Source organism: Nonomuraea sp. NPDC050643 (assembly GCF_040654715.1).
GTDB lineage: Bacteria > Actinomycetota > Actinomycetes > Streptosporangiales > Streptosporangiaceae > Nonomuraea.
The window spans coordinates 159,676-176,722 of record NZ_JBFAIM010000022.1; the positions used below are offsets into that span (position 1 = coordinate 159,676).

General features: G+C 70.8%; 17 protein-coding genes. 9 read left to right on the top strand and 8 right to left on the bottom strand.

What is annotated here, in order from left to right:
• Positions 1-2 precede the first annotated feature (2 nt).
• Together AB0I15_RS29210 and AB0I15_RS29215 are read left to right on the top strand one after the other, a co-directional pair.
• Positions 3-599 carry a MarR family transcriptional regulator gene (locus AB0I15_RS29210; RefSeq protein ID WP_358102086.1) on the top strand — a complete coding sequence of 199 codons (597 nt, stop codon included), beginning with the start codon at positions 3-5 and terminating at the stop codon, positions 597-599.
• Positions 596-1,063, top strand: coding sequence for a hypothetical protein (locus AB0I15_RS29215; RefSeq protein ID WP_358102088.1), 468 nt, complete (start codon positions 596-598; stop codon positions 1,061-1,063). The genes AB0I15_RS29210 and AB0I15_RS29215 overlap by 4 nt, the downstream gene beginning before the upstream one ends.
• Positions 1,064-1,300: 237 nt before the next feature.
• Here the strand turns inward: AB0I15_RS29215 and AB0I15_RS29220 are convergent, their stop codons facing one another.
• The 4 genes from AB0I15_RS29220 to AB0I15_RS29235 form a co-directional block, all read right to left on the bottom strand.
• The gene (locus tag AB0I15_RS29220; RefSeq protein WP_358102090.1) at positions 1,301-2,560 is read right to left on the bottom strand and encodes a cyclopropane-fatty-acyl-phospholipid synthase family protein; all 1,260 of its coding nucleotides are present in this window, start codon (positions 2,558-2,560) and stop codon (positions 1,301-1,303) included.
• Between the two features lie 4 nt (positions 2,561-2,564).
• A complete protein-coding gene (locus tag AB0I15_RS29225) occupies positions 2,565-3,914 on the bottom strand; it encodes an FAD-binding oxidoreductase (protein WP_358102128.1) in 1,350 nt (449 codons plus the stop codon).
• Between the two features lie 142 nt (positions 3,915-4,056).
• Positions 4,057-5,028, bottom strand: coding sequence for an NAD(P)-dependent oxidoreductase (locus AB0I15_RS29230; RefSeq protein ID WP_358102092.1), 972 nt, complete (start codon positions 5,026-5,028; stop codon positions 4,057-4,059).
• Complete coding sequence (locus AB0I15_RS29235; protein WP_358102094.1) at positions 5,025-6,575, bottom strand: serine/threonine-protein kinase; 1,551 nt, start codon at positions 6,573-6,575, stop codon at positions 5,025-5,027. The genes AB0I15_RS29230 and AB0I15_RS29235 overlap by 4 nt, the downstream gene beginning before the upstream one ends.
• Before the next feature lie 140 nt (positions 6,576-6,715).
• Between AB0I15_RS29235 and AB0I15_RS29240 the strand changes: the two genes are divergently transcribed.
• Positions 6,716-7,837, top strand: coding sequence for a CaiB/BaiF CoA-transferase family protein (locus AB0I15_RS29240; protein ID WP_358102096.1), 1,122 nt, complete (start codon positions 6,716-6,718; stop codon positions 7,835-7,837).
• Positions 7,834-8,985 (top strand): cytochrome P450, encoded by a 1,152-nt coding sequence (locus AB0I15_RS29245; RefSeq protein WP_358102098.1) that lies wholly within the window; start codon positions 7,834-7,836, stop codon positions 8,983-8,985. Before AB0I15_RS29240 ends, AB0I15_RS29245 begins: the two co-directional genes overlap by 4 nt.
• On the opposite strand, the gene AB0I15_RS29250 is transcribed toward AB0I15_RS29245, so the two are convergent.
• Entirely contained in the window at positions 8,942-10,165 is a 1,224-nt protein-coding gene (locus tag AB0I15_RS29250; protein WP_358102100.1) for an FAD-dependent monooxygenase, read from the bottom strand. The genes AB0I15_RS29245 and AB0I15_RS29250 overlap by 44 nt on opposite strands.
• Before the next feature lie 79 nt (positions 10,166-10,244).
• Between AB0I15_RS29250 and AB0I15_RS29255 the strand changes: the two genes are divergently transcribed.
• On the top strand, positions 10,245-10,763 hold the full coding sequence (locus AB0I15_RS29255) for a TetR/AcrR family transcriptional regulator (RefSeq protein ID WP_358102102.1): 519 nt from the start codon (positions 10,245-10,247) through the stop codon (positions 10,761-10,763).
• A 4-nt stretch (positions 10,764-10,767) separates the two neighbouring features.
• Here AB0I15_RS29255 and AB0I15_RS29260 read toward each other — a convergent pair whose 3' ends face one another.
• Positions 10,768-11,220, bottom strand: a complete 453-nt coding sequence (locus AB0I15_RS29260) for an effector binding domain-containing protein (protein WP_358102104.1) — start codon at positions 11,218-11,220, stop codon at positions 10,768-10,770.
• A gap of 96 nt (positions 11,221-11,316) precedes the next feature.
• Between AB0I15_RS29260 and AB0I15_RS29265 the strand changes: the two genes are divergently transcribed.
• Positions 11,317-12,756 carry a GuaB1 family IMP dehydrogenase-related protein gene (locus AB0I15_RS29265; protein ID WP_358102106.1) on the top strand — a complete coding sequence of 480 codons (1,440 nt, stop codon included), beginning with the start codon at positions 11,317-11,319 and terminating at the stop codon, positions 12,754-12,756.
• Positions 12,757-12,759: 3 nt separating this feature from the next.
• On the opposite strand, the gene AB0I15_RS29270 is transcribed toward AB0I15_RS29265, so the two are convergent.
• Positions 12,760-13,518: an SDR family oxidoreductase gene (locus AB0I15_RS29270; RefSeq protein WP_358102108.1), complete on the bottom strand. Its 759-nt coding sequence runs from the start codon at positions 13,516-13,518 to the stop codon at positions 12,760-12,762.
• A gap of 68 nt (positions 13,519-13,586) precedes the next feature.
• Here AB0I15_RS29270 and AB0I15_RS29275 point away from each other — a divergent pair, with 68 nt between their 5' ends.
• From AB0I15_RS29275 to AB0I15_RS29285, 3 genes are all read left to right on the top strand, one after another.
• A complete protein-coding gene (locus tag AB0I15_RS29275; protein WP_358102110.1) occupies positions 13,587-13,961 on the top strand; it encodes an FKBP-type peptidyl-prolyl cis-trans isomerase in 375 nt (124 codons plus the stop codon).
• 106 nt (positions 13,962-14,067) lie between these two features.
• Positions 14,068-15,591 (top strand): ATP-dependent DNA ligase, encoded by a 1,524-nt coding sequence (locus AB0I15_RS29280; RefSeq protein WP_358102112.1) that lies wholly within the window; start codon positions 14,068-14,070, stop codon positions 15,589-15,591.
• Between the two features lie 252 nt (positions 15,592-15,843).
• A complete protein-coding gene (locus AB0I15_RS29285) occupies positions 15,844-16,551 on the top strand; it encodes a septal ring lytic transglycosylase RlpA family protein (protein ID WP_358102114.1) in 708 nt (235 codons plus the stop codon).
• On the opposite strand, the gene AB0I15_RS29290 is transcribed toward AB0I15_RS29285, so the two are convergent.
• Positions 16,548-17,047: phosphotransferase (locus AB0I15_RS29290; protein ID WP_358102116.1), on the bottom strand; the 500-nt coding region annotated here is incomplete at its 5' end. The two genes, AB0I15_RS29285 and AB0I15_RS29290, sit on opposite strands and share 4 nt — an antisense overlap.

Consider the following 17,047-nt stretch of genomic DNA (forward strand, 5'->3'; position numbering starts at 1 on the left):
TCATGAAACAACCGCCGTCCGTCTTGCTTCCGCTGCTGCGCTCCCCCTTCCAGGGTGAGCTTCTGGCCTGGCTGTTCCTGCATCCGGGACAGGAGTACGCGCAGATCGACCTGGCGCGGAGGTTCGAGGTCTCACCGGCGGCGGTGACCCGCGAAGTCGACCGCCTCGCCGCCGCAGGGCTGCTCGCCACACGGAGACACGGCAACATGCGCATGGTCCGCGCGGACACCGACGTGGTCGTGGCCCGCCCTCTGACGGAGTTGCTGGCGCTGACCTACGGGCCGGTGGCCGTGCTCGGCGAGCGGCTCGCCGGCATCACCGGTGTCGAAGAGGCTTTCGTCTATGGCTCGTGGGCCGCCCGCTACTCCGGCGAACCGGGCAGGGTGCCGAACGACGTGGACGTCATCGTCGTCGGCCCCGCGGACGACGACGATCTTTACGAAGCCGCCAGGGCCGCCGAAGGGGTGCTCGGCAGAGAGGTGAGCATCCGGCGCGTGAGCCGTGCGGAATGGGAGTCCCCCGACGGGGACCCGTTCCTGGAGACGGTGAAGGCACGGCCGCTCGTGCGGCTCGAGGTCGGCGAAGGTGATGGGCGATGAGGTGGGAGCAGGGTCGCGCCACGGTGGAAGGCATGCTGGGGCGGGGCGAACTCGAGAGGGTCGCGGCGAGTCGCGCCCAAGCCGAGGCGATGCTCGACCAGGCCGGGCGGCACGTCGCGACGGCCCGCCTCGCGATGGACTCCGATCCGATCGGCGCGTACCAGCTCCTGTACGACGCGGCGCGCAAGTCGCTGGGCGCCATCCTGGAGAACCAGGGCCTCAGGGCGAGCAGCCGGGGTGGGCACATCGCGGTGTACGAGGCGGTCGTCGCACAACTCGACCCACCCTTGGGCAGGAGCCTTCGCCCCTTCGACCGCATGCGCCGACGCCGGAACGAGGCCGAATATCCACGGCTGGGCTCGGCCCGATTCGGCGCCGAGGACATTCGCGCCGACCTGCCCAAGGTGGAGGCGATCATGGAGATCGCCGCCACGGTGCTCGACGAGATGCAGCCGTTCCAGTGAGCCTCGCGGTCACCGCGTGTGGTGCTCTCTCGGGCTCGGGTGCGGGTGTGGGAACGACAGGCCGCTGGTGCTGACGCCCGACCTTGCATGGCCGGGCGTCTCGGCGGCCGGTGTCCCTCGAATCAGCCGGTCACATCATCGACCGCATCCGCCACTGCGGCTCACCAGGCCCCGGCCGGGAGAGCGCGAGAGGGCTGGGAAGCCCTCTCGCGCGAGCGCAGCGAGGACCTGGCCTCTTCAGGGCCAGTCGAGGGATGGGCGGAGGGGGACTCCTGAGTGGCCGGCCTGGTCGAGTTTGACGCCCAGCACCTGGTGGAGCTGGACCTTGTTGCGTTCGAAGCCGACGATGCAGCCCGCCATGTAGAGCGCCCACACCCGGGCCGTGCCCAGCCCGACCTCTTGGACCGCGTCGTCCCAGTTGGCGTCGAGGTTGTCGCACCAGTGGCGCAGCGTCTTCGCGTAGTGCTCCCTGAGGTTCTCCTCGTGGCGGATCTCGAAGCCCAGGTCCTCCATCTGCCTGATCAGCCAGCCCACCGACTCGAGCTCGCCGTCGGGGAAGACGTATCTGTCGATGAAGCCGCCCTTGTTGAACGTCTTCTCCTTGCCGGTCGGCCTCGTGATGCAGTGGTTGAGGATGCGGCCGCCGGGCTTGAGCTTGCCGTACAGGAACGTGAAGTAGGCCGGCACGTTCGCCTTGCCGATGTGCTCGGTCAGGCCGATCGAGCTGACCGCGTCGAAGTCCGTCTCCTTGACGTCGCGGTAGTCCATGAAGCGGACCTCGGCCAGGTCCTGCAGGCCCGCGTCGGCGATGGCCTTCTGCGCGTATTCGGCCTGCTGCCGGCTCAGCGTCACCCCGAGGGCCTTGACGCCGTAGTGCTTGGCGGCGTGCATGACCATGCCGCCCCAGCCGCAGCCCACGTCGAGCAGGCGCATGCCGGGCTTGAGGTCGAGCTTGCGGGCGACCAGGTCGAACTTGGCGAACTGGGCCTCCTCGAGCGTCGAGCCGTCCTCCGGGTAGCAGGCGCAGGTGTAGGCCATGGACGGGCCCAGCACCCACTCGTAGAAGCGGTTGGAGACGTCGTAGTGGTGGTGGATGGCCTCGGCGTCGCGCTGTTTGGCGTGGCGGGAGCCCAGCTTGGCCAGGGCGCTCTGGCGCATCTCCTGCGGAGGCGGCGGCACGCGCATGAGCAGCGGCTTGAGGCCCAGGGAGCGTACCGCGGAGATCTTCTCGGAGGTGGTCAGGTCGTTGGTGGTGATGTTCCACATGCGGTCGAGCAGGGTGTACAAGTCACCGTGGACATCGATATGACCGGATATGTACGCCCTGGCCAGGCCCAGCTCCCCCGGAGCCTGGGCGAGGTAGGCCACGGCGATCGGGGATTTGACCTCTAGCGCGAGGTCTGACCCGTCCGGCCCTGCCTTGCTTCCGTCGTACGCCATGAACGCGATGTTCGCGTCCGAGCCCACGATCTTCTCAAAGATGGTTGCCAGAGCCATCTGCTCACCTTCCCCGTACACACTTTTCGTACAGGTCCAGCAGGCGACCGTTCGGGTCGTATTCCCGCTTGACCGGCCAATAGGCGTCGCCGTTGTACAGCCGCCAGAACTGCTCACGGGCATAGAAGGAGGTCGAGTAGAGCGACTTGTGGCCGTCGAGCTCATGCACCGATCGCTCGATGAGCCGGTTGTAGTAACCGTCGAACTGCCCCCGCGGCAGCGGCACCATTCCCCAGAACCCGAAGTTGACGTAGAGCTTGCCCGGCTCCAGCGGGTAGATCGGCCAGCGCGAAGAGGCGCGCAGCGGGCACATCCACACCGGAGTCATGCCCACCTTGTCGTGGAAGAACTCCAGGAATTCGGCCCCGCGCTCGACCGGGACCTCGACGTCCTGAATCACCGACTCCTGGACGGGCTGGTCGCGCCACCTGTCGACGCGCGCGGTCAGGCCGTATTTGCGGTCGAGCGCCACCAGGCGGCGGTAGACGTCGGAGCGCATCCAGCGGCGCGGCATGAGCGAGCGGACCATGGGCTGCTGCACGCCGAAGGCGCGCGAGCACCAGAACCAGTCGGTGTCCCAGCGCCACAGGTAGTCGCGGACCGTGAGCCAGTCGCGGCTGCGCTGCTGGATCGACTGGTAGTAGATCCGCATGCCCGTGTAGTCGGAGATGTAGGGCGCCCGGTCGGAGAAGCGGCCCAGCGTGAGGTACATCTCACCGGGACCGAAGAAGACGCCGTCGACGAAGTCGACGCTCTCCCCGTCGTGGACCATGCTGTCGCAGATCTCCTGCATGGCCAGCATGCACTTGCCCGCGTCGGTGAACCTGACGTGCGTGAGGTGCACGTACGGCTGGACCTTGCGCAGCTTGATCCTGATCCGCAGCGCGTAGCCCAGCGTCCCGTAGGAGTTGGGGAAGGCGCGGAAGAGGTCGCGGTGCTCGTTGTCCTCGCGGGCCACGACGACGCGCCCGTCACCGGTGAGGATCTCGAGCTCCTCGACCGACTCGTGCGGCAGCCCGTCCCTGAAGCTGGTGGACTCGATGCCGAGCCCGGTCACGGCGCCGCCCAGCGTGATGGTCTTGAGCTGCGGCACCACGTACGGCATGAGCCCGTGCGCCAGCGTGGCGTCCACCAGGTGCTCGTACGTCGTCATGCCCTGGACCTCGGCCGTCATGCTCTCGGGGTCGACGCTGATGACCTCGTCGAGGTCACGGGCCGAGAGCTTGGCCGTCCTGGCGCCGTCGCGGAACCTGAAGAGGTTGGAGGTGGACTTGGCCAGCCGGGGAGCGGCACCGCCGGGGATCTCGGCGTACGACCGCAGGATCTGCTCTACTGCCCGTTCGTGTGCCGACATCGTCGTCGTCACGAAAGCACCCCCTTGAGCTGGTAGAGATCGTCCGTAAGACGGTATCTCTCACGGGCGGGACGGAACAGACCGGGGTCGTTAAAGACACGAAAACTGTTCAGCGTCCCAGGTGAACCCACCACATGGCAGGCTATTGCGTAAATTTCCTGCTGATCAAGGGATTTACTCCGTTCACCACGCCGCCGACCTCGCGACCTTCGACGGCCGCGGTGAGGTTGTCGAGCGTGGCGGCGAGCAGGCGCCCGGTGGACTCCGGCGTGACCCCCGCGACGTGCGGGGACAGCAGGACGTTCGGCAGCTCGCGCAGCGGATCGCCGTCGGGCAGGGGCTCCACGTCGAACACGTCGAGGGCCGCGCCGCCCAGGTGGCCCGCGCGCAGTGCGGCGACGAGGGCGGGCTGGTCGACGACCCCGCCCCTGGCCGCGTTGACGAGCAGGGCGCCCTGCTTCATGCGGCCGGGATCGATCAGGCCGTGGGTCTCGTCCGACAGCGCGATCACGACGACCACGACGTCACTGGCGGACACGAGCGTCTCCAGGTCCTCGAAGGCGGGGTCCTCGCGCGGGGTGCGGGTCCAGTAGGACACCTGGCAGCCGAGCGCGCGGAACATCTCCGCGCAGGTCGCGCCGATGGGGCCGTAGCCGACCACACCGACGCGGCGACCGCGCAGCTCGTGGGGCTGCAGGCCCTGCTGGGGCCATTCGCCCGCGCGTACGGCGGCGTCGGCGGCGGCCAGCTTGCGCGACAGCGACAGCGTGGCGGCCAGGCACCACTCCGAGACCGCGACCGCGCTGACACCGGGCGTGTTGGCCAGCGGCACCCCGGCCGCGGCCAGGGCGGCGAGGTCGTGGCCGTCCACCCCCACGGACGGCTGCTGCACGAACGCCAGCAGGGGCGCCGCCTTGACCGCCTCGGCGTCGAGGGCCAGCGCGCCGGTCCAGTCACCGAGCACGATCTCCGCCTCGGGCAGCGCCGCCAGCAGCGCGTCCCTGTCGCGGGTGGCGGGCACGGCCACGGTCACCTGCTCGCCCAGCGGGGCGAGCAGGCGGCGCAGGAGCTCTTCGGGGAGCGGGGGCAGCGCGAGCAGATTCCAGGGGCTCATGCCCCCACAGTAAAGCTGTTGATCACCTGCCGCATAAGACCTCTGCTGCGCTGCCACTGGTCCTCGGTGACCGTCCACGACAGCAGGTACGCGGTGTCGCCGATCGCCAGGGCCCGGCGGATCTCGTGGTAGCGCGTGCCGGGCGTGGCCCAGCGCGCGTCGCCCGCCTCTCCCGCGGTCCAGGAGAACTCCCACTGCACGGCCTTGACGCCCTGGTGCGTGACCGTCCTGCGGCCGCGGTTGACGACGCTCTGGGCGTTCAGCCGGAGCGCCTCCTCCGAGTCGCGGATGATCTGGGCCGGGTCGAGGTTGGCGTAGACGGCCTCGACGCCGACGTGGGCGTTCTTGTCGCGGCGCGTCCACTCCGTGTACGCCTCGGCGCGCGCGCCCCGCCAGCCCACGGGCCGCATGATCGACCAGCCGTCCGGCGACTTCCACGGCCGCACGACGAGCGCGGCCCTGGTCACGCTGGGCGTGGCGGTCGGCGTCGGGCTCGGCTCCGGGGTCGCGGTGGCCGTCGGCGTGAGCGGGTTGGTCGCGGCGGCGGGCATGGTGCTGGCGCGCGGCGCGCCCTCGGCCGGGGAGGCGGTCCTGAAGTACGCGACCGTGCCGCCCGTGACCACCAGCACCACCGTCGCGGCGGCGGCGAGCAGGGCCCTGCCGGGTCCTTCCCGCTTCTTCCTGCGGCTGCGCCGCTCGGTCACGTCGAGGTCGGCGTTCTGCGGCCTGGAGGCGGTGATGGCCGCCAGCAGCCGGTCGGCCTCCTCGGCGCTCACGCGGTTCTCGGGCTCCTTCTGGAGCAGCCCGCGCAGGACCGGATGCATGGCCGGCGGGATCCTGCGGTAGTCGGGCTCCTCGGTGAGCAGCGCGTTGAGCGTGGCCATGGGGTCGCCCCGCTCGAAGGGCGAGCGGCCGACCATGCACGCGTAGAGGGTGGCGCCCAGTGACCACAGGTCGGAGGCGGGCCCGGCGTCGTCGGCGCGGACGCGTTCGGGGGCCAGGAAGCTCGGCGAGCCCGTGACCATGCCGGTGCTCGTCAGCGACGCGTCACCCTCGACCGTGGCGATGCCGAAGTCCATCAGCACGGCGCGTCCGTCGTCGGCCAGCAGGATGTTGCTGGGCTTGACGTCGCGGTGCAGGATGCCCGCCTCGTGGGCGGAGCGCAGCGCCGACAGCACCTGCCGGCCCAGATCCGCCGCCTCGCGTACGGGAAGCGCGCCCGTGGTGAGCACGACCTGCTCGACCGACGGATGGCTGACCAGCTCCATCACGATCCAGGGCCGGCCGCCCTCTTCGACGACGTCGTAGATGGCGACGACCGAGGGGTGATTCAGCTTGGCCGCGGTGCGTGCCTCGCGGGCGGTCCTCAGGAGCTGGCGTTCCTGGTCGCCCGGCGACAAGCCGTCCGGCAGCAGCACCTCCTTGATGGCCACCTGCCGGTTCAGCAGTGTGTCGCGGCCTTCCCAGACCACGCCCATGCCCCCGCGGCCCAGTTCGCGCGTTAACTGGTAGCGCCCTGCGATGAGCCGGTTGCTATCCAAAACCATGTCCTACCCCTGTAGACCACCCGAACAGTGGGCAAGTTTCCCATACCTCCCAGAAGTTCGCCGGAAGGTCGCGAAGGCTGCTTGCACCAGATCACCGAATGTTGTTCTACTGAGGCAGGGTCCACAGCAAGGAGAGGTCGATGCCTGACGTTCGCCGAGGTCCGCTGTCCGGGGTTCGCGTGCTGGAGCTCGCCGGGCTCGCTCCAGGACCGTTCGCGGGGATGATGCTAGCCGATCACGGCGCGGAAGTCCTGCGAGTGGACCGGGTGAAGGCGGTTTCCGACCGTCCGCGCACCGACGTCATGGACCGCGGCAAGCACACGATCGGGCTGGATCTGAAGAGCCCCGAGGGCGTGGCGGCGTTCAAGGGGCTGGCGCGGCGCGCCGACGTGGTGATCGAGGTGTTCCGGCCGGGGGTGGCCGAGCGGCTCGGCATCGGGCCCGAGGATCTGCACGCGGTCAACGAGCGGCTCGTGTACGGCCGCATGACCGGATGGGGCCAGGACGGCCCACTGGCCCCGACGGCCGGGCACGACATCGACTACATCGCCGTCTCGGGCATCCTGTCGATGCTGGGACGCGAAGGGGACAAGCCGACCCCGCCGATCAACATCCTGGGCGACTTCGCCGGAGGCGGGCTCATGCTCGCGTACGGGGTGCTGCTGGCCCTGTTCGAGCGGGAGCGCACCGGCGTGGGCCGGGTGGTCGACGCGGCCATGGTGGACGGGGCGGCGATCCTGTTCTCGATGTTCTACCAGGCGGCGCAGAGCGGCCACTGGGGGCCTCGGGGCACGAACCTGCTGGACACCGGGGCGCCGCAGTACGACACGTACGAGACCGCCGACGGCCTGTACGTCGCCGTGGGCTCCCTGGAGCCGCAGTTCTGGCAGGCCATGGTGACGCTCATGGGCCTGACCGACCTGCCCGACAGGAACGACAGGGCGCAGTGGCCCGCGCTGAAGGCCCGCCTGGCCCAGGAGTTCAGGACCAGGACCCGCGCCGAGTGGGAGGCGCTCTTCGACGGCTCCGACGCCTGCGTCTCGCCGGTGCTGTCCATGGCCGAGGCCGCCGAGCACCCGCACAACGTCGCCCGCGGCTCCTTCGTCCAGGTCGGCGGCGTCACCCACCCGGTGCCCGCCCCCCGCCTGCTCGGCGCGCCCGCGCAGGACCTCTCCCCCGCCGCCCGCCTGGCCGACCTGTCCGGCTGGGGCCTGACGCAGGAAGAGGCGGACAAGCTACGCGGCCAAGGAGTGCTCGCATGATCGACTTACTCGACGGCGACCTGTACGCCGGCGACCCCACCCCCACCTACGCCTGGCTGCGGGAGAACGCCCCCGCCTACCACGACACGATCAACGGCCTGTGGGGCGTCTCCCGCCACGCCGACATCTCGGCCATCGAACGCGACCCCAAGCTCTGGACCAGCACGGTCGGCTACCGCCCTCAGCTCCCCTCAGAGCCGTCCATGATCGGTCTGGACGACCCGGAGCACGCCGAGCGCCGCCGGCTCGTCTACCGCCGTTTCACGCCCCGCCACGTCTATGAGCGCTACGCCGACAGGGTCCGCGAGGTCGTCGTCGAGCTGCTGACCCGCGCCCTGGAGAGGGGCGAGGTCGACGTGGTGCCCGAGCTGGCGGCGCCGCTGCCGGCCCGCATGATCGGCTGGCTGCTCGGGTTCCCCGACGAGGAGTGGCCCCGGCTCAAGCACTGGTCGGAGACCACGATCGTGGCCGGCGGCGGGCTGCGGTACGTCACGCACGAGGCCGCCGTGGCCGCCGGCGAGTACGGGCAGGCGGTGCTGGAGCTGGCCGCCGAGCGCCGGGCGCGCCCCCAGGACGACCTGCTGTCGGTGTGGTGCGGCCACCCCGAGTACGACGACGACCGCCTGGCGAACGAGGCCCTGCTGCTCCTCGACGGCGGCGCCGAGACGACCAGGACGGTCATCGCCACCGCGATCGACACGCTGATCCGCCATCCCGACCAGTGGCGGCTGCTGCGCGAGGACCGGGGGCTCATGGAGGGGGCGGTGGAGGAGTTCATCCGGTGGACCACGCCGATACTCAACATGTGCCGCGCGGCCACCCGCGACACCACGCTGCACGGGCAGCGGATCCTGGAGGGGCAGCAGGTGCTGCTCATGTACGGATCGGCGAACCGGGATCCCGAGGTGTTCACCGACCCGGACGTGTTCGACGTGACCAGGAAGCCGGGCGGGCACATCGCGTTCGGCCTGGGCACCCATTTCTGCCTGGGAGCCGCGCTGGCCAGGCTGGAGCTGCGGATCTTCTTCGAGGAGTGGCTGGACCGCGTCGGCACAGCCTCCTGGGCCGACTCCGAGGGCCCCAGGATCCTGCCCAACGCGTTCGTCAGGGGCGTGACGTCGTTCCCTGCCGTGCTGCGTAGTCCTTGAGCGTGATCGAGTCGTGCAGGCGCACGCCCTTGCTGCCGGCCTTGGTGACGGCCCGGGTGAGCGCGACGGGCAGGTGGTTCACCAGCCGCACGCCCTGGGCCAGCGCCCACAGGTCGAACGCGCTGCCGGGGACGATGCTCCTGGCCGCGCGGACGGCGAAGGCGCGGCTGCGGCGCACGTATTCGCCCAGCTCGGCCTCGTAGGCCGGGAACGCCCGCGTGTGGTCCCCGCCGTACGCGGCCAGCTCCCCCGCCAGGACGTACGCCCCCACGACCGCCAGGCTGGTGCTGCCCCCGACGGCGGGCCCCGGGCAGTAGCCGGCGTCGCCGACGAGCGTCACCCGGCCGTGTGACCAGGTGTCCAGGCGGAGCTGGGTGATCGAGTCGAAGTAGAAGGCGGGCGTGCGGTCGAGCTCCGCCAGGAGCCTGGGCACCAGCCGGCCCATCCCGGCGAAGTGCTCGCGCAGCAGCTCCTTCTGCCCGGCGACGTCGCGGTGGTGGTAGTCGAGCGGCTCCGGTGTCCGGAACAGGAACACCGCCCGCGCGTCGGGCATGCGCGCGGCGCCGTACATGCCGGCCATCCTGCCGACGCCGGCGACGCCCTCCATGCGGCCGTCGAGCCCGAGGTGGTTGGGCACCGAGGCGACGGCCAGGTAGGCGCCGATCCAGGTGGTGAAGCGCGACTCGGGGCCGAAGACCAGGCGGCGCACGTTGGAGTGCAGGCCGTCGGCGCCCACCACGAGGTCGAAGGAGCCCGTCCGGCCGCTGTCGAAGGTCACGTCCCCGTCGCCGGAGATCGAGGCGATGGAGTCGCCGAAGACGTAGTCCACGTCGTGGCGCGTGGCGTCGTAGAAGATCTCGCTCAGGTCGTCGCGCATGATCTCGACGTGCCGGTCGGAGACGGCGCTCAGCAGGCGGCGCACCTCCACCTCCACCGGGCGCTCGTGGCCCTCCCGGTACATCGTGAGGTGCTCCGTGCCCGTCTTGGCGGCCTGGACGGGCGCGAGGACGCCCATCCGCTCGACGATGTCCATCGCCGGCCGGAACAGGTCGACCGCGTGGCCGCCGGTCTTGCGCAGCGCCGGGGCCCGCTCGACGACCGTGACGTCGTAGCCGTACGCGTGCAGCCAGTACGCCAGCACCGGCCCCGCGACGCTCGCACCCGAGATGAGGATCCTCATCACCCCTCCTTACCTTCCGTTAAGTAAGTACGCTAGCACGCGCCCTGACTTAACGGTAGGTAAGGGATAGTCTGGGCACATGCCCAGTGACACCAAGGCGCGCATCCAGGCGGTGGCCCGCGAGCTGTTCGTGCAGCAAGGGGTGCAGAACACCAGCCTGCGCCAGATCTCCGACCGGCTGGGCATCACCAAGCCCGCGCTCTACTACCACTTCGCCTCACGCGAGGACCTGGTGCGCAGCATCGTGCAGCCGCTGGTGGACGACATCGAGTCGTTCGTGGCCGGGCGGGCGCCGGGCGACGCCCGGGAGCTGCTGGAAGACTACTTCGAGCTGATCTGGCGGCACCGCGCGGTGATCGTGATGATGGTGCAGGAGCTGTCCACGCTGTCCTACCTCGACCTGGGCCAGCGCATGTTCGACTGGCGGCGGCGGCTGATCGCCCTGCTGCTCGGCCCCGAGCTCACGCAGGCGCAGCACATCCGGGCGACGGTGGCGCTCGGCGGGATGTCGGACTGCGCGGTGGAATACGCCCACCTGCCGCCGGAGGAGGTCAAGCCGGCGGCCGTCGAAGCGGCGGCCGCCGCGCTCGGTCTGTGACCTGTCACACCGCTACGTACAGGTCCGCGCCCTCCGGATGGTGCACCTCCAGATCCGTCGTGTACGCCCGCGACGGCGCGCCGCCCGACTCGGTGTGCTTCCACACCTGCTGCCACGCCTCGACCAGCGCCTGCGGCATCGGCCCCCTCGCGACCAGCTTCAGCGACCGCGCGGCCGGCACACGGACGGCCACCATGCCCTCGGGCAGCCGGGGCACGGTGCGCACGCCGATGCCGACGATCTGCGTGTAGGCGCCGTTGTGGTCGCTCTCGTAGTCGGTCAGCACGGCGTAGAGGTTCTCGTCGAGGCGACCGGGCACGTGCGCGAAGGCTCCCGGCGCGCCCGTGCGCTGCCACAGCGTGGGCAGCTTGGCCCGGCCCGGGTCCACCTCCTCGGCGTTTGTGGTGCGTACCGCGAAGCCGACCACGATCAATTCGGCTCGTTCTATGACGTCCACAGGCCCTCCCTCCCCCAAAAGTGTCCCGGCCGATCATAAGCCCCCGCGAATGGGGAAACTCCTTGTTGAACCAGTCACCACATAAGATGGATGAACGTGAAATTTCTCAATGACCTCGAGCCTCAATATGACCTGACCTATAGCGACGTGTTCATGGTCCCGGCACGTTCATCGATCGGCTCCCGGCTCGCGGTCGACCTGTCGACCAACGACGGCACGGGCACGACCATCCCCATCGTCGTGGCGAACATGACCGCGGTCGCCGGCCGGCGCATGGCCGAGACCGTGGCGCGCCGCGGCGGCATCACCGTCATCCCGCAGGACATACCGCTCGACGTCGTCGCGAACGTCGTCGACTGGGTCAAGAAGCGCGACCTCGTCCACGACACGCCGCTGACCCTCACCTCGCACGCCACCGTCGGCGAGGCCCTGCAACTGCTGCCCAAGCGGGCGCACAACGCGGTCATCGTGGTCGACTGGGAGAACCGGCCCGTCGGCGTCGTGACCGCGGCCGACTGCCGGGGCGTCGACATGTTCACCCAGCTCTCCCACGTCATGTCCAGCGACCTGCTGACGCTGCCCGCCGGGCTCGACCCGCGCACGGCCTTCGACCGGCTGCACGAGGGCCGGCACCGGCTGGCGCCCATCGTGGACGGCAGCGGGCGGCTGGTCGGCATCCTCACCCGTACGGGCGCCCTGCGCGCCACCCTCTACCAGCCCGCGCTCGACGCCGCCGGCCGGCTGCGCGTCGCGGCCGCGGTCGGCGTGAACGGCGACGTGGCCGCCAAGGCCAAGGAACTGCTCGAGGCGGGCATCGACTGCCTGGTCGTGGACACCGCCCACGGCCACCAGGAGAAGATGATCACGGCTCTGCGCGCCGTCGCGGCCCTCGACCCGGGCGTGCCCATCGCGGCGGGCAACGTGGTGACGGCGGCGGGCGTGCGCGACCTGGTGGCCGCCGGGGCCGACATCCTCAAGGTCGGGGTCGGGCCGGGCGCCATGTGCACGACCCGGATGATGACCGGCGTGGGCCGGCCGCAGTTCTCGGCCGTGCTGGAGTGCTCCGCCGCGGCCCGGGGCCTGGGGCGGCACGTGTGGGCCGACGGCGGCGTGCGCCACCCGCGCGACGTGGCGCTGGCGCTGGCGGCGGGGGCGTCCAACGTGATGATCGGCTCGTGGTTCGCGGGCACGTACGAGTCGCCCGGCGACACCCACACCGACGCGAACGGGCGCGAGTACAAGGAGAACTTCGGCATGGCCTCCGCGCGGGCGGTGCGGCTGCGGACGGCCGAGGACTCGGCGTTCGACCGGGCCAGGAAGGCGCTGTTCGAGGAGGGCATCTCGACCTCGAGGATGTATCTGGACCCGAAGCGGCCCAGCGTGGAGGACCAGATCGACGCGATCGTGGCCGGGCTGCGGTCGTCGTGCACGTACGCGGGGGCCTCGACCCTGGAGGAGTTCCACGAGCAGGCCGTCGTGGGCATCCAGAGCTCCTCCGGGTACGCCGAGGGCATGCCGCTGCACCAGAGCTGGTGACCCCTACGGTGTGCGGCGCCAGCCGCCCGCCGCGTTGATCCCGCCGTCCACGTGCAGCGTCGCGCCCGTCACGAACCTGGCCAGCTCCCCGGCCAGGAACACGGCCGCGCCCGCCGCGTCGCAGGGATGGCCGAGGTGCCCGAGCGGCGGAACGCGGACCGGCTCGTAGGGCAGCGGGCGGGCCAGCATGCGCTCGCGCACGCCCTCCTCGCCCTCGGTCCGCAGCGCGTCGGGGGCGATCGCGTTCACCCTGATGCCCTGGGGGGCCAGCTCCAGCGCCAGCGTCTTCGTCAGGCTCTCCAGAGCGGCCTTCATGGCCGCGTAGACCGCGAACCCGGGCGCCGCCTGGTGCGCCTCGCTCGACGTCACGTTGATGATCGAGGAGCCGGGCCGCATCATCGGCAGCAGCCGCCTGATCATGCCGGTGACCTGCGTGAAGTTCTCCTCGATGAGGATCTGCTCGCCGCGCGGCGAGGTGTCGGTGAAACCGGCGTGGAAGGTGCCGCCGGCGTTGTTGACCAGCACGTCCACGCGGCCCCAGCGCTCGCGTACGGCCTGGGCGAACACCTCCACCGCCACCTGGTCGCGCACGTCGAGCGTCATCGCGAGCTCCGCCTGCGGCTTGTCGCGGTCGCAGACGGCCACGTGGGCCCCGAACGCGGCGAACGCCTCGGCGATGGCCAGCCCGATGCCTCTGGCCGCCCCGGTGACGACGGCCACACGGCCGGTGAGCAAGATCATGTCGGGAGAAAGGGCGGCCATGAACGATGACGATATCCCGAGCGCATAGAGTCGTCGGGTCCATTCTCATCCGTTAACAGGAGCACTTCGTGGCACTCGAAAAGCCCGAGATCGACTTCCCGGGGGGCAACCCGCCCGCCGACCTGGAGATCGAGGATCTGACCGTGGGCGACGGCCCCGAGGCCAAGCCCGGCCAGACCGTACGCGTGCACTACGTGGGCGTCTCGTTCTCGAGCGGGGAGGAGTTCGACGCGTCGTGGAACCGCGGCCAGCCGTTCGACTTCTCCCTGGGCGCCGGTCAGGTCATCGGAGGCTGGGACCGGGGCGTCGCGGGCATGAAGGTCGGCGGCCGGCGCAAGCTGGTCATCCCGCCGAACCTCGGCTACGGCACCCGTGGCGCACCGCCGCGCATCAAGCCCAACGAGACGCTGATCTTCGTCGTCGATCTGCTCGGCGTCAGCTAGTCCGTCACCGCGGGGGCGTGGCCACGCCGCGCCCCCGCGCCGACACCTCTGACGATATGTCGATATCAAGTGGGGATTTGTCGGCGCTGTGAGGCACGATAGGCGTGTGCTTCTGATCGACGTGGTCCGGGTTTCCGAGGCGGTGACGCGCACGTCCGCCAGGCTCGGCAAGATCGGCCATCTGGCGGAGCTCCTGGGCCGGGTCGGCCCCGAGGAGGCGGAGATCGCCATCTCCTACCTCTCGGGCGAGCTGCCCCAGCGGCAGGTGGGCGTGGGCTGGCGCACGCTGGAGGAGACCCCACAGCCCAAACTGGCCGCCACCGCCACGCTGGCCCAGGTCGACGAGCTGCTGAGCCGCATCAAGGCCGTCTCCGGGCAGGGCTCGCAGGCGGCGCGCAGGGCTCTGGTGACCGAGCTGTTCGCGGGGCTGACCAGCCAGGAGCAGCAGTTCATGCGCCGGCTGCTGTTCGGCGAGCTGCGGCAGGGGGCGCTCGACGGCGTCATGATCGAGGCGATCGCCAAGGCGTCCGGCGCGCCGTCGGCCGACGTCCGGCGGGCGCTCACGCTGCGCGGCTGGCTGCCGGCCGTGGGGGCGGGCGCGCTGGCCGGCGGGGTGGCGGCGCTGCACGACTTCCGGCTGGAGGTGGGGCGGGCGGTCTCGCCGATGCTGGCGGGCAGCGCGCCCAACGTGGCCGCCGCGCTGGAGAAGGCCGGCACGCCGGCTGCGCTGGAGTGGAAGCTCGACGGGGTGCGCGTGCAGGCGCACCGTTCGGGCTCGGAAGTGCGGGTCTTCACCCGTACGCTCGACGACATCACGGCGCAGGTGCCCGAGGTGGTGGAGGCCGTGCTGGAGATGCCGTCCGGCGATCTGGTGCTCGACGGCGAGGTGATCGCGCTGCGGCCCGACGGGCGGCCGCATCCGTTCCAGGTGACCGCGAGCCGGGTGTCCAGCAAGCTCGAGGTCGAGGCGCTGCGCGAGCGCACGCCGCTGAGCGTGTTCTTCTTCGACGCCCTGCGGGCCGACGGCGCCGACCTGCTCGACCTGCCCTACGCGCAGCGCCAGGAGGCGCTGGGGCGCACGGTGTCGCCGGGGCTGCTGACGCCGCGGCTGGTGACCGGCGACGTGGCGGAGGCGGAGAAGTTCTTCACCGACGTGGTGAAGGCCGGCCACGAGGGCCTGGTCGTCAAGTCCCTGTCCTCGCCCTACGCGGCGGGGCGGCGGGGTGCGGGCTGGGTCAAGGTCAAGCCGCGCCACACGCTCGACCTGGTGGTCCTGGCGGCCGAGTGGGGCCACGGGCGGCGTGAGGGCAAGCTGTCCAACCTGCACCTGGGCGCCCGCGACCCCGAGGGCGGGTTCGTGATGCTGGGCAAGACCTTCAAGGGGCTGACCGACGCGTTGCTGGCCTGGCAGACCGAGCGTTTCCTCGAGCTGGCCGAGGGGCCCACCGACGAGTGGACGGTCACGCTGCGGCCCGAGCTGGTCGTGGAGATCGCCTTCGACGGGGTGCAGCGTTCGCCCCGCTATCCCGGGGGCATGGCCCTGCGGTTCGCCCGCGTGCTGCGCTACCGGCCCGACAAGCGGGTGGAGGACGCCGACACGGTGGAGACGGTCCGCTCGCTGATGCTGTAGGGGCCTTTCCGGGTTCTCCGGACATCCGAAGATCCACGGCGTACGCTCGGCGTTCTGGGGATAGTTGCGGCATAAGTGAGATATTTCACTGGATGTCCCATTAAGTTGCCTTTACCTGCGCTTTGTCGCATAGGTTCGTGCCCACTGCGCGGGATCCCCTGCCGCGCCCTCGGATCGGCCGCCGTACGCCCCCGCCCCCTCGCGGTTCCGGCCTTTCCCGCTCCTTTCCCCTAGCGAGGACAGTGGTTTACCTTGGGCCAGCACACTCGTACGCCGAATCCCCCGGACCGCAAGCCCCTCTCAGGCAAGCGCCGCTGGACCGCGGTCGCCGCCGGTGCCGCCGTCGTCGCCGCCGCCTCCACGACCGCCTGGGCCGCGATCGGCAACGACGACGCCCCCGCGGGCGCCGTACGATCGCCTTCCCCCGTCGCGAAGTCCACGACCGGCGCGAAGGGCACGAATGACGCGAAGAGCATGACCGGCGCAAAGCCCACGACTGGCGCAAAGCCCTTGGTATCCCCCTCGCCCGAGCCTTCGGCGACGTCGTCTGCCGCCGCCAAGCCTTCCTCCCCCGCTCCCAAGCCTCCGGCGGCGGCCGTCCGGTCGAAGGCGACCCAGGCGCCGAAGGCCACCAGGTCTCCCTCGGCCAAGAAGCCGAAGTTCCGGGTGCTCTCGTCCGGGGCCTGTGGCGCCTCCTACTACGGCGACCCCCAGATGACGGCCAGCGGCGAGCGATTCGACCCCGCCGCCATGACCGCCGCGCACAAGACCCTGCCGCTGGGCAGCAAGGTCCGCGTCATCAATCCGGACAACGGCGACTCGGTCACCGTGCGGATCAACGACCGCGGCCCGTACATCGGCGGACGCTGTCTCGACCTGTCCAAGGCCGCCTTCGCCGCCATCGGCGACATCGGCGCCGGGGTGATGCGGGTCAAGTACGAGGTGCTGACCAGGAGCTAGGCGTAGCCGGCGAGCCCGTCCGCCAGCTCCGCCTCGTCACCGTCCCGGCGGGCGGCCAGGGCCTGCTGCAGGGCGAAGGTTCCCCTGATGGCGGAGATGCGGGCGGCCAGGCCCCCGTTCGCCAGGCCGCCCAGCTCGAGTACCCGGTTCAGCAGGCCCTCCCCGTGTCCGGCCAGGACGGCCGCGAGGTCCTCCGCCGGGTCTCCGATCGTCACCTCGTCCCAGTCGACCACCCCGCTCAGCCGGGGCCGCCCGCCGTCGTACTCCCACAGGACGTTCTCGGCGCCGAGGTCACCGTGGACGAGCGCCTCGTCGAGGTCGGGCAGGCCGTCGAGCGCCGCCAGCTCCCGCTCGGCCCGGCGGCGGCCGCCGCCGGACATGAGCTCGTACAGTTCGGCGGCCGAATCCAGGAGGGCCGCGTCACCGGTGTCGGTGGACCGGTCGATGGTGTACGCCTCGCCGTCCGCCATCAGCGTGTTGACGCTCGAGAACAGGA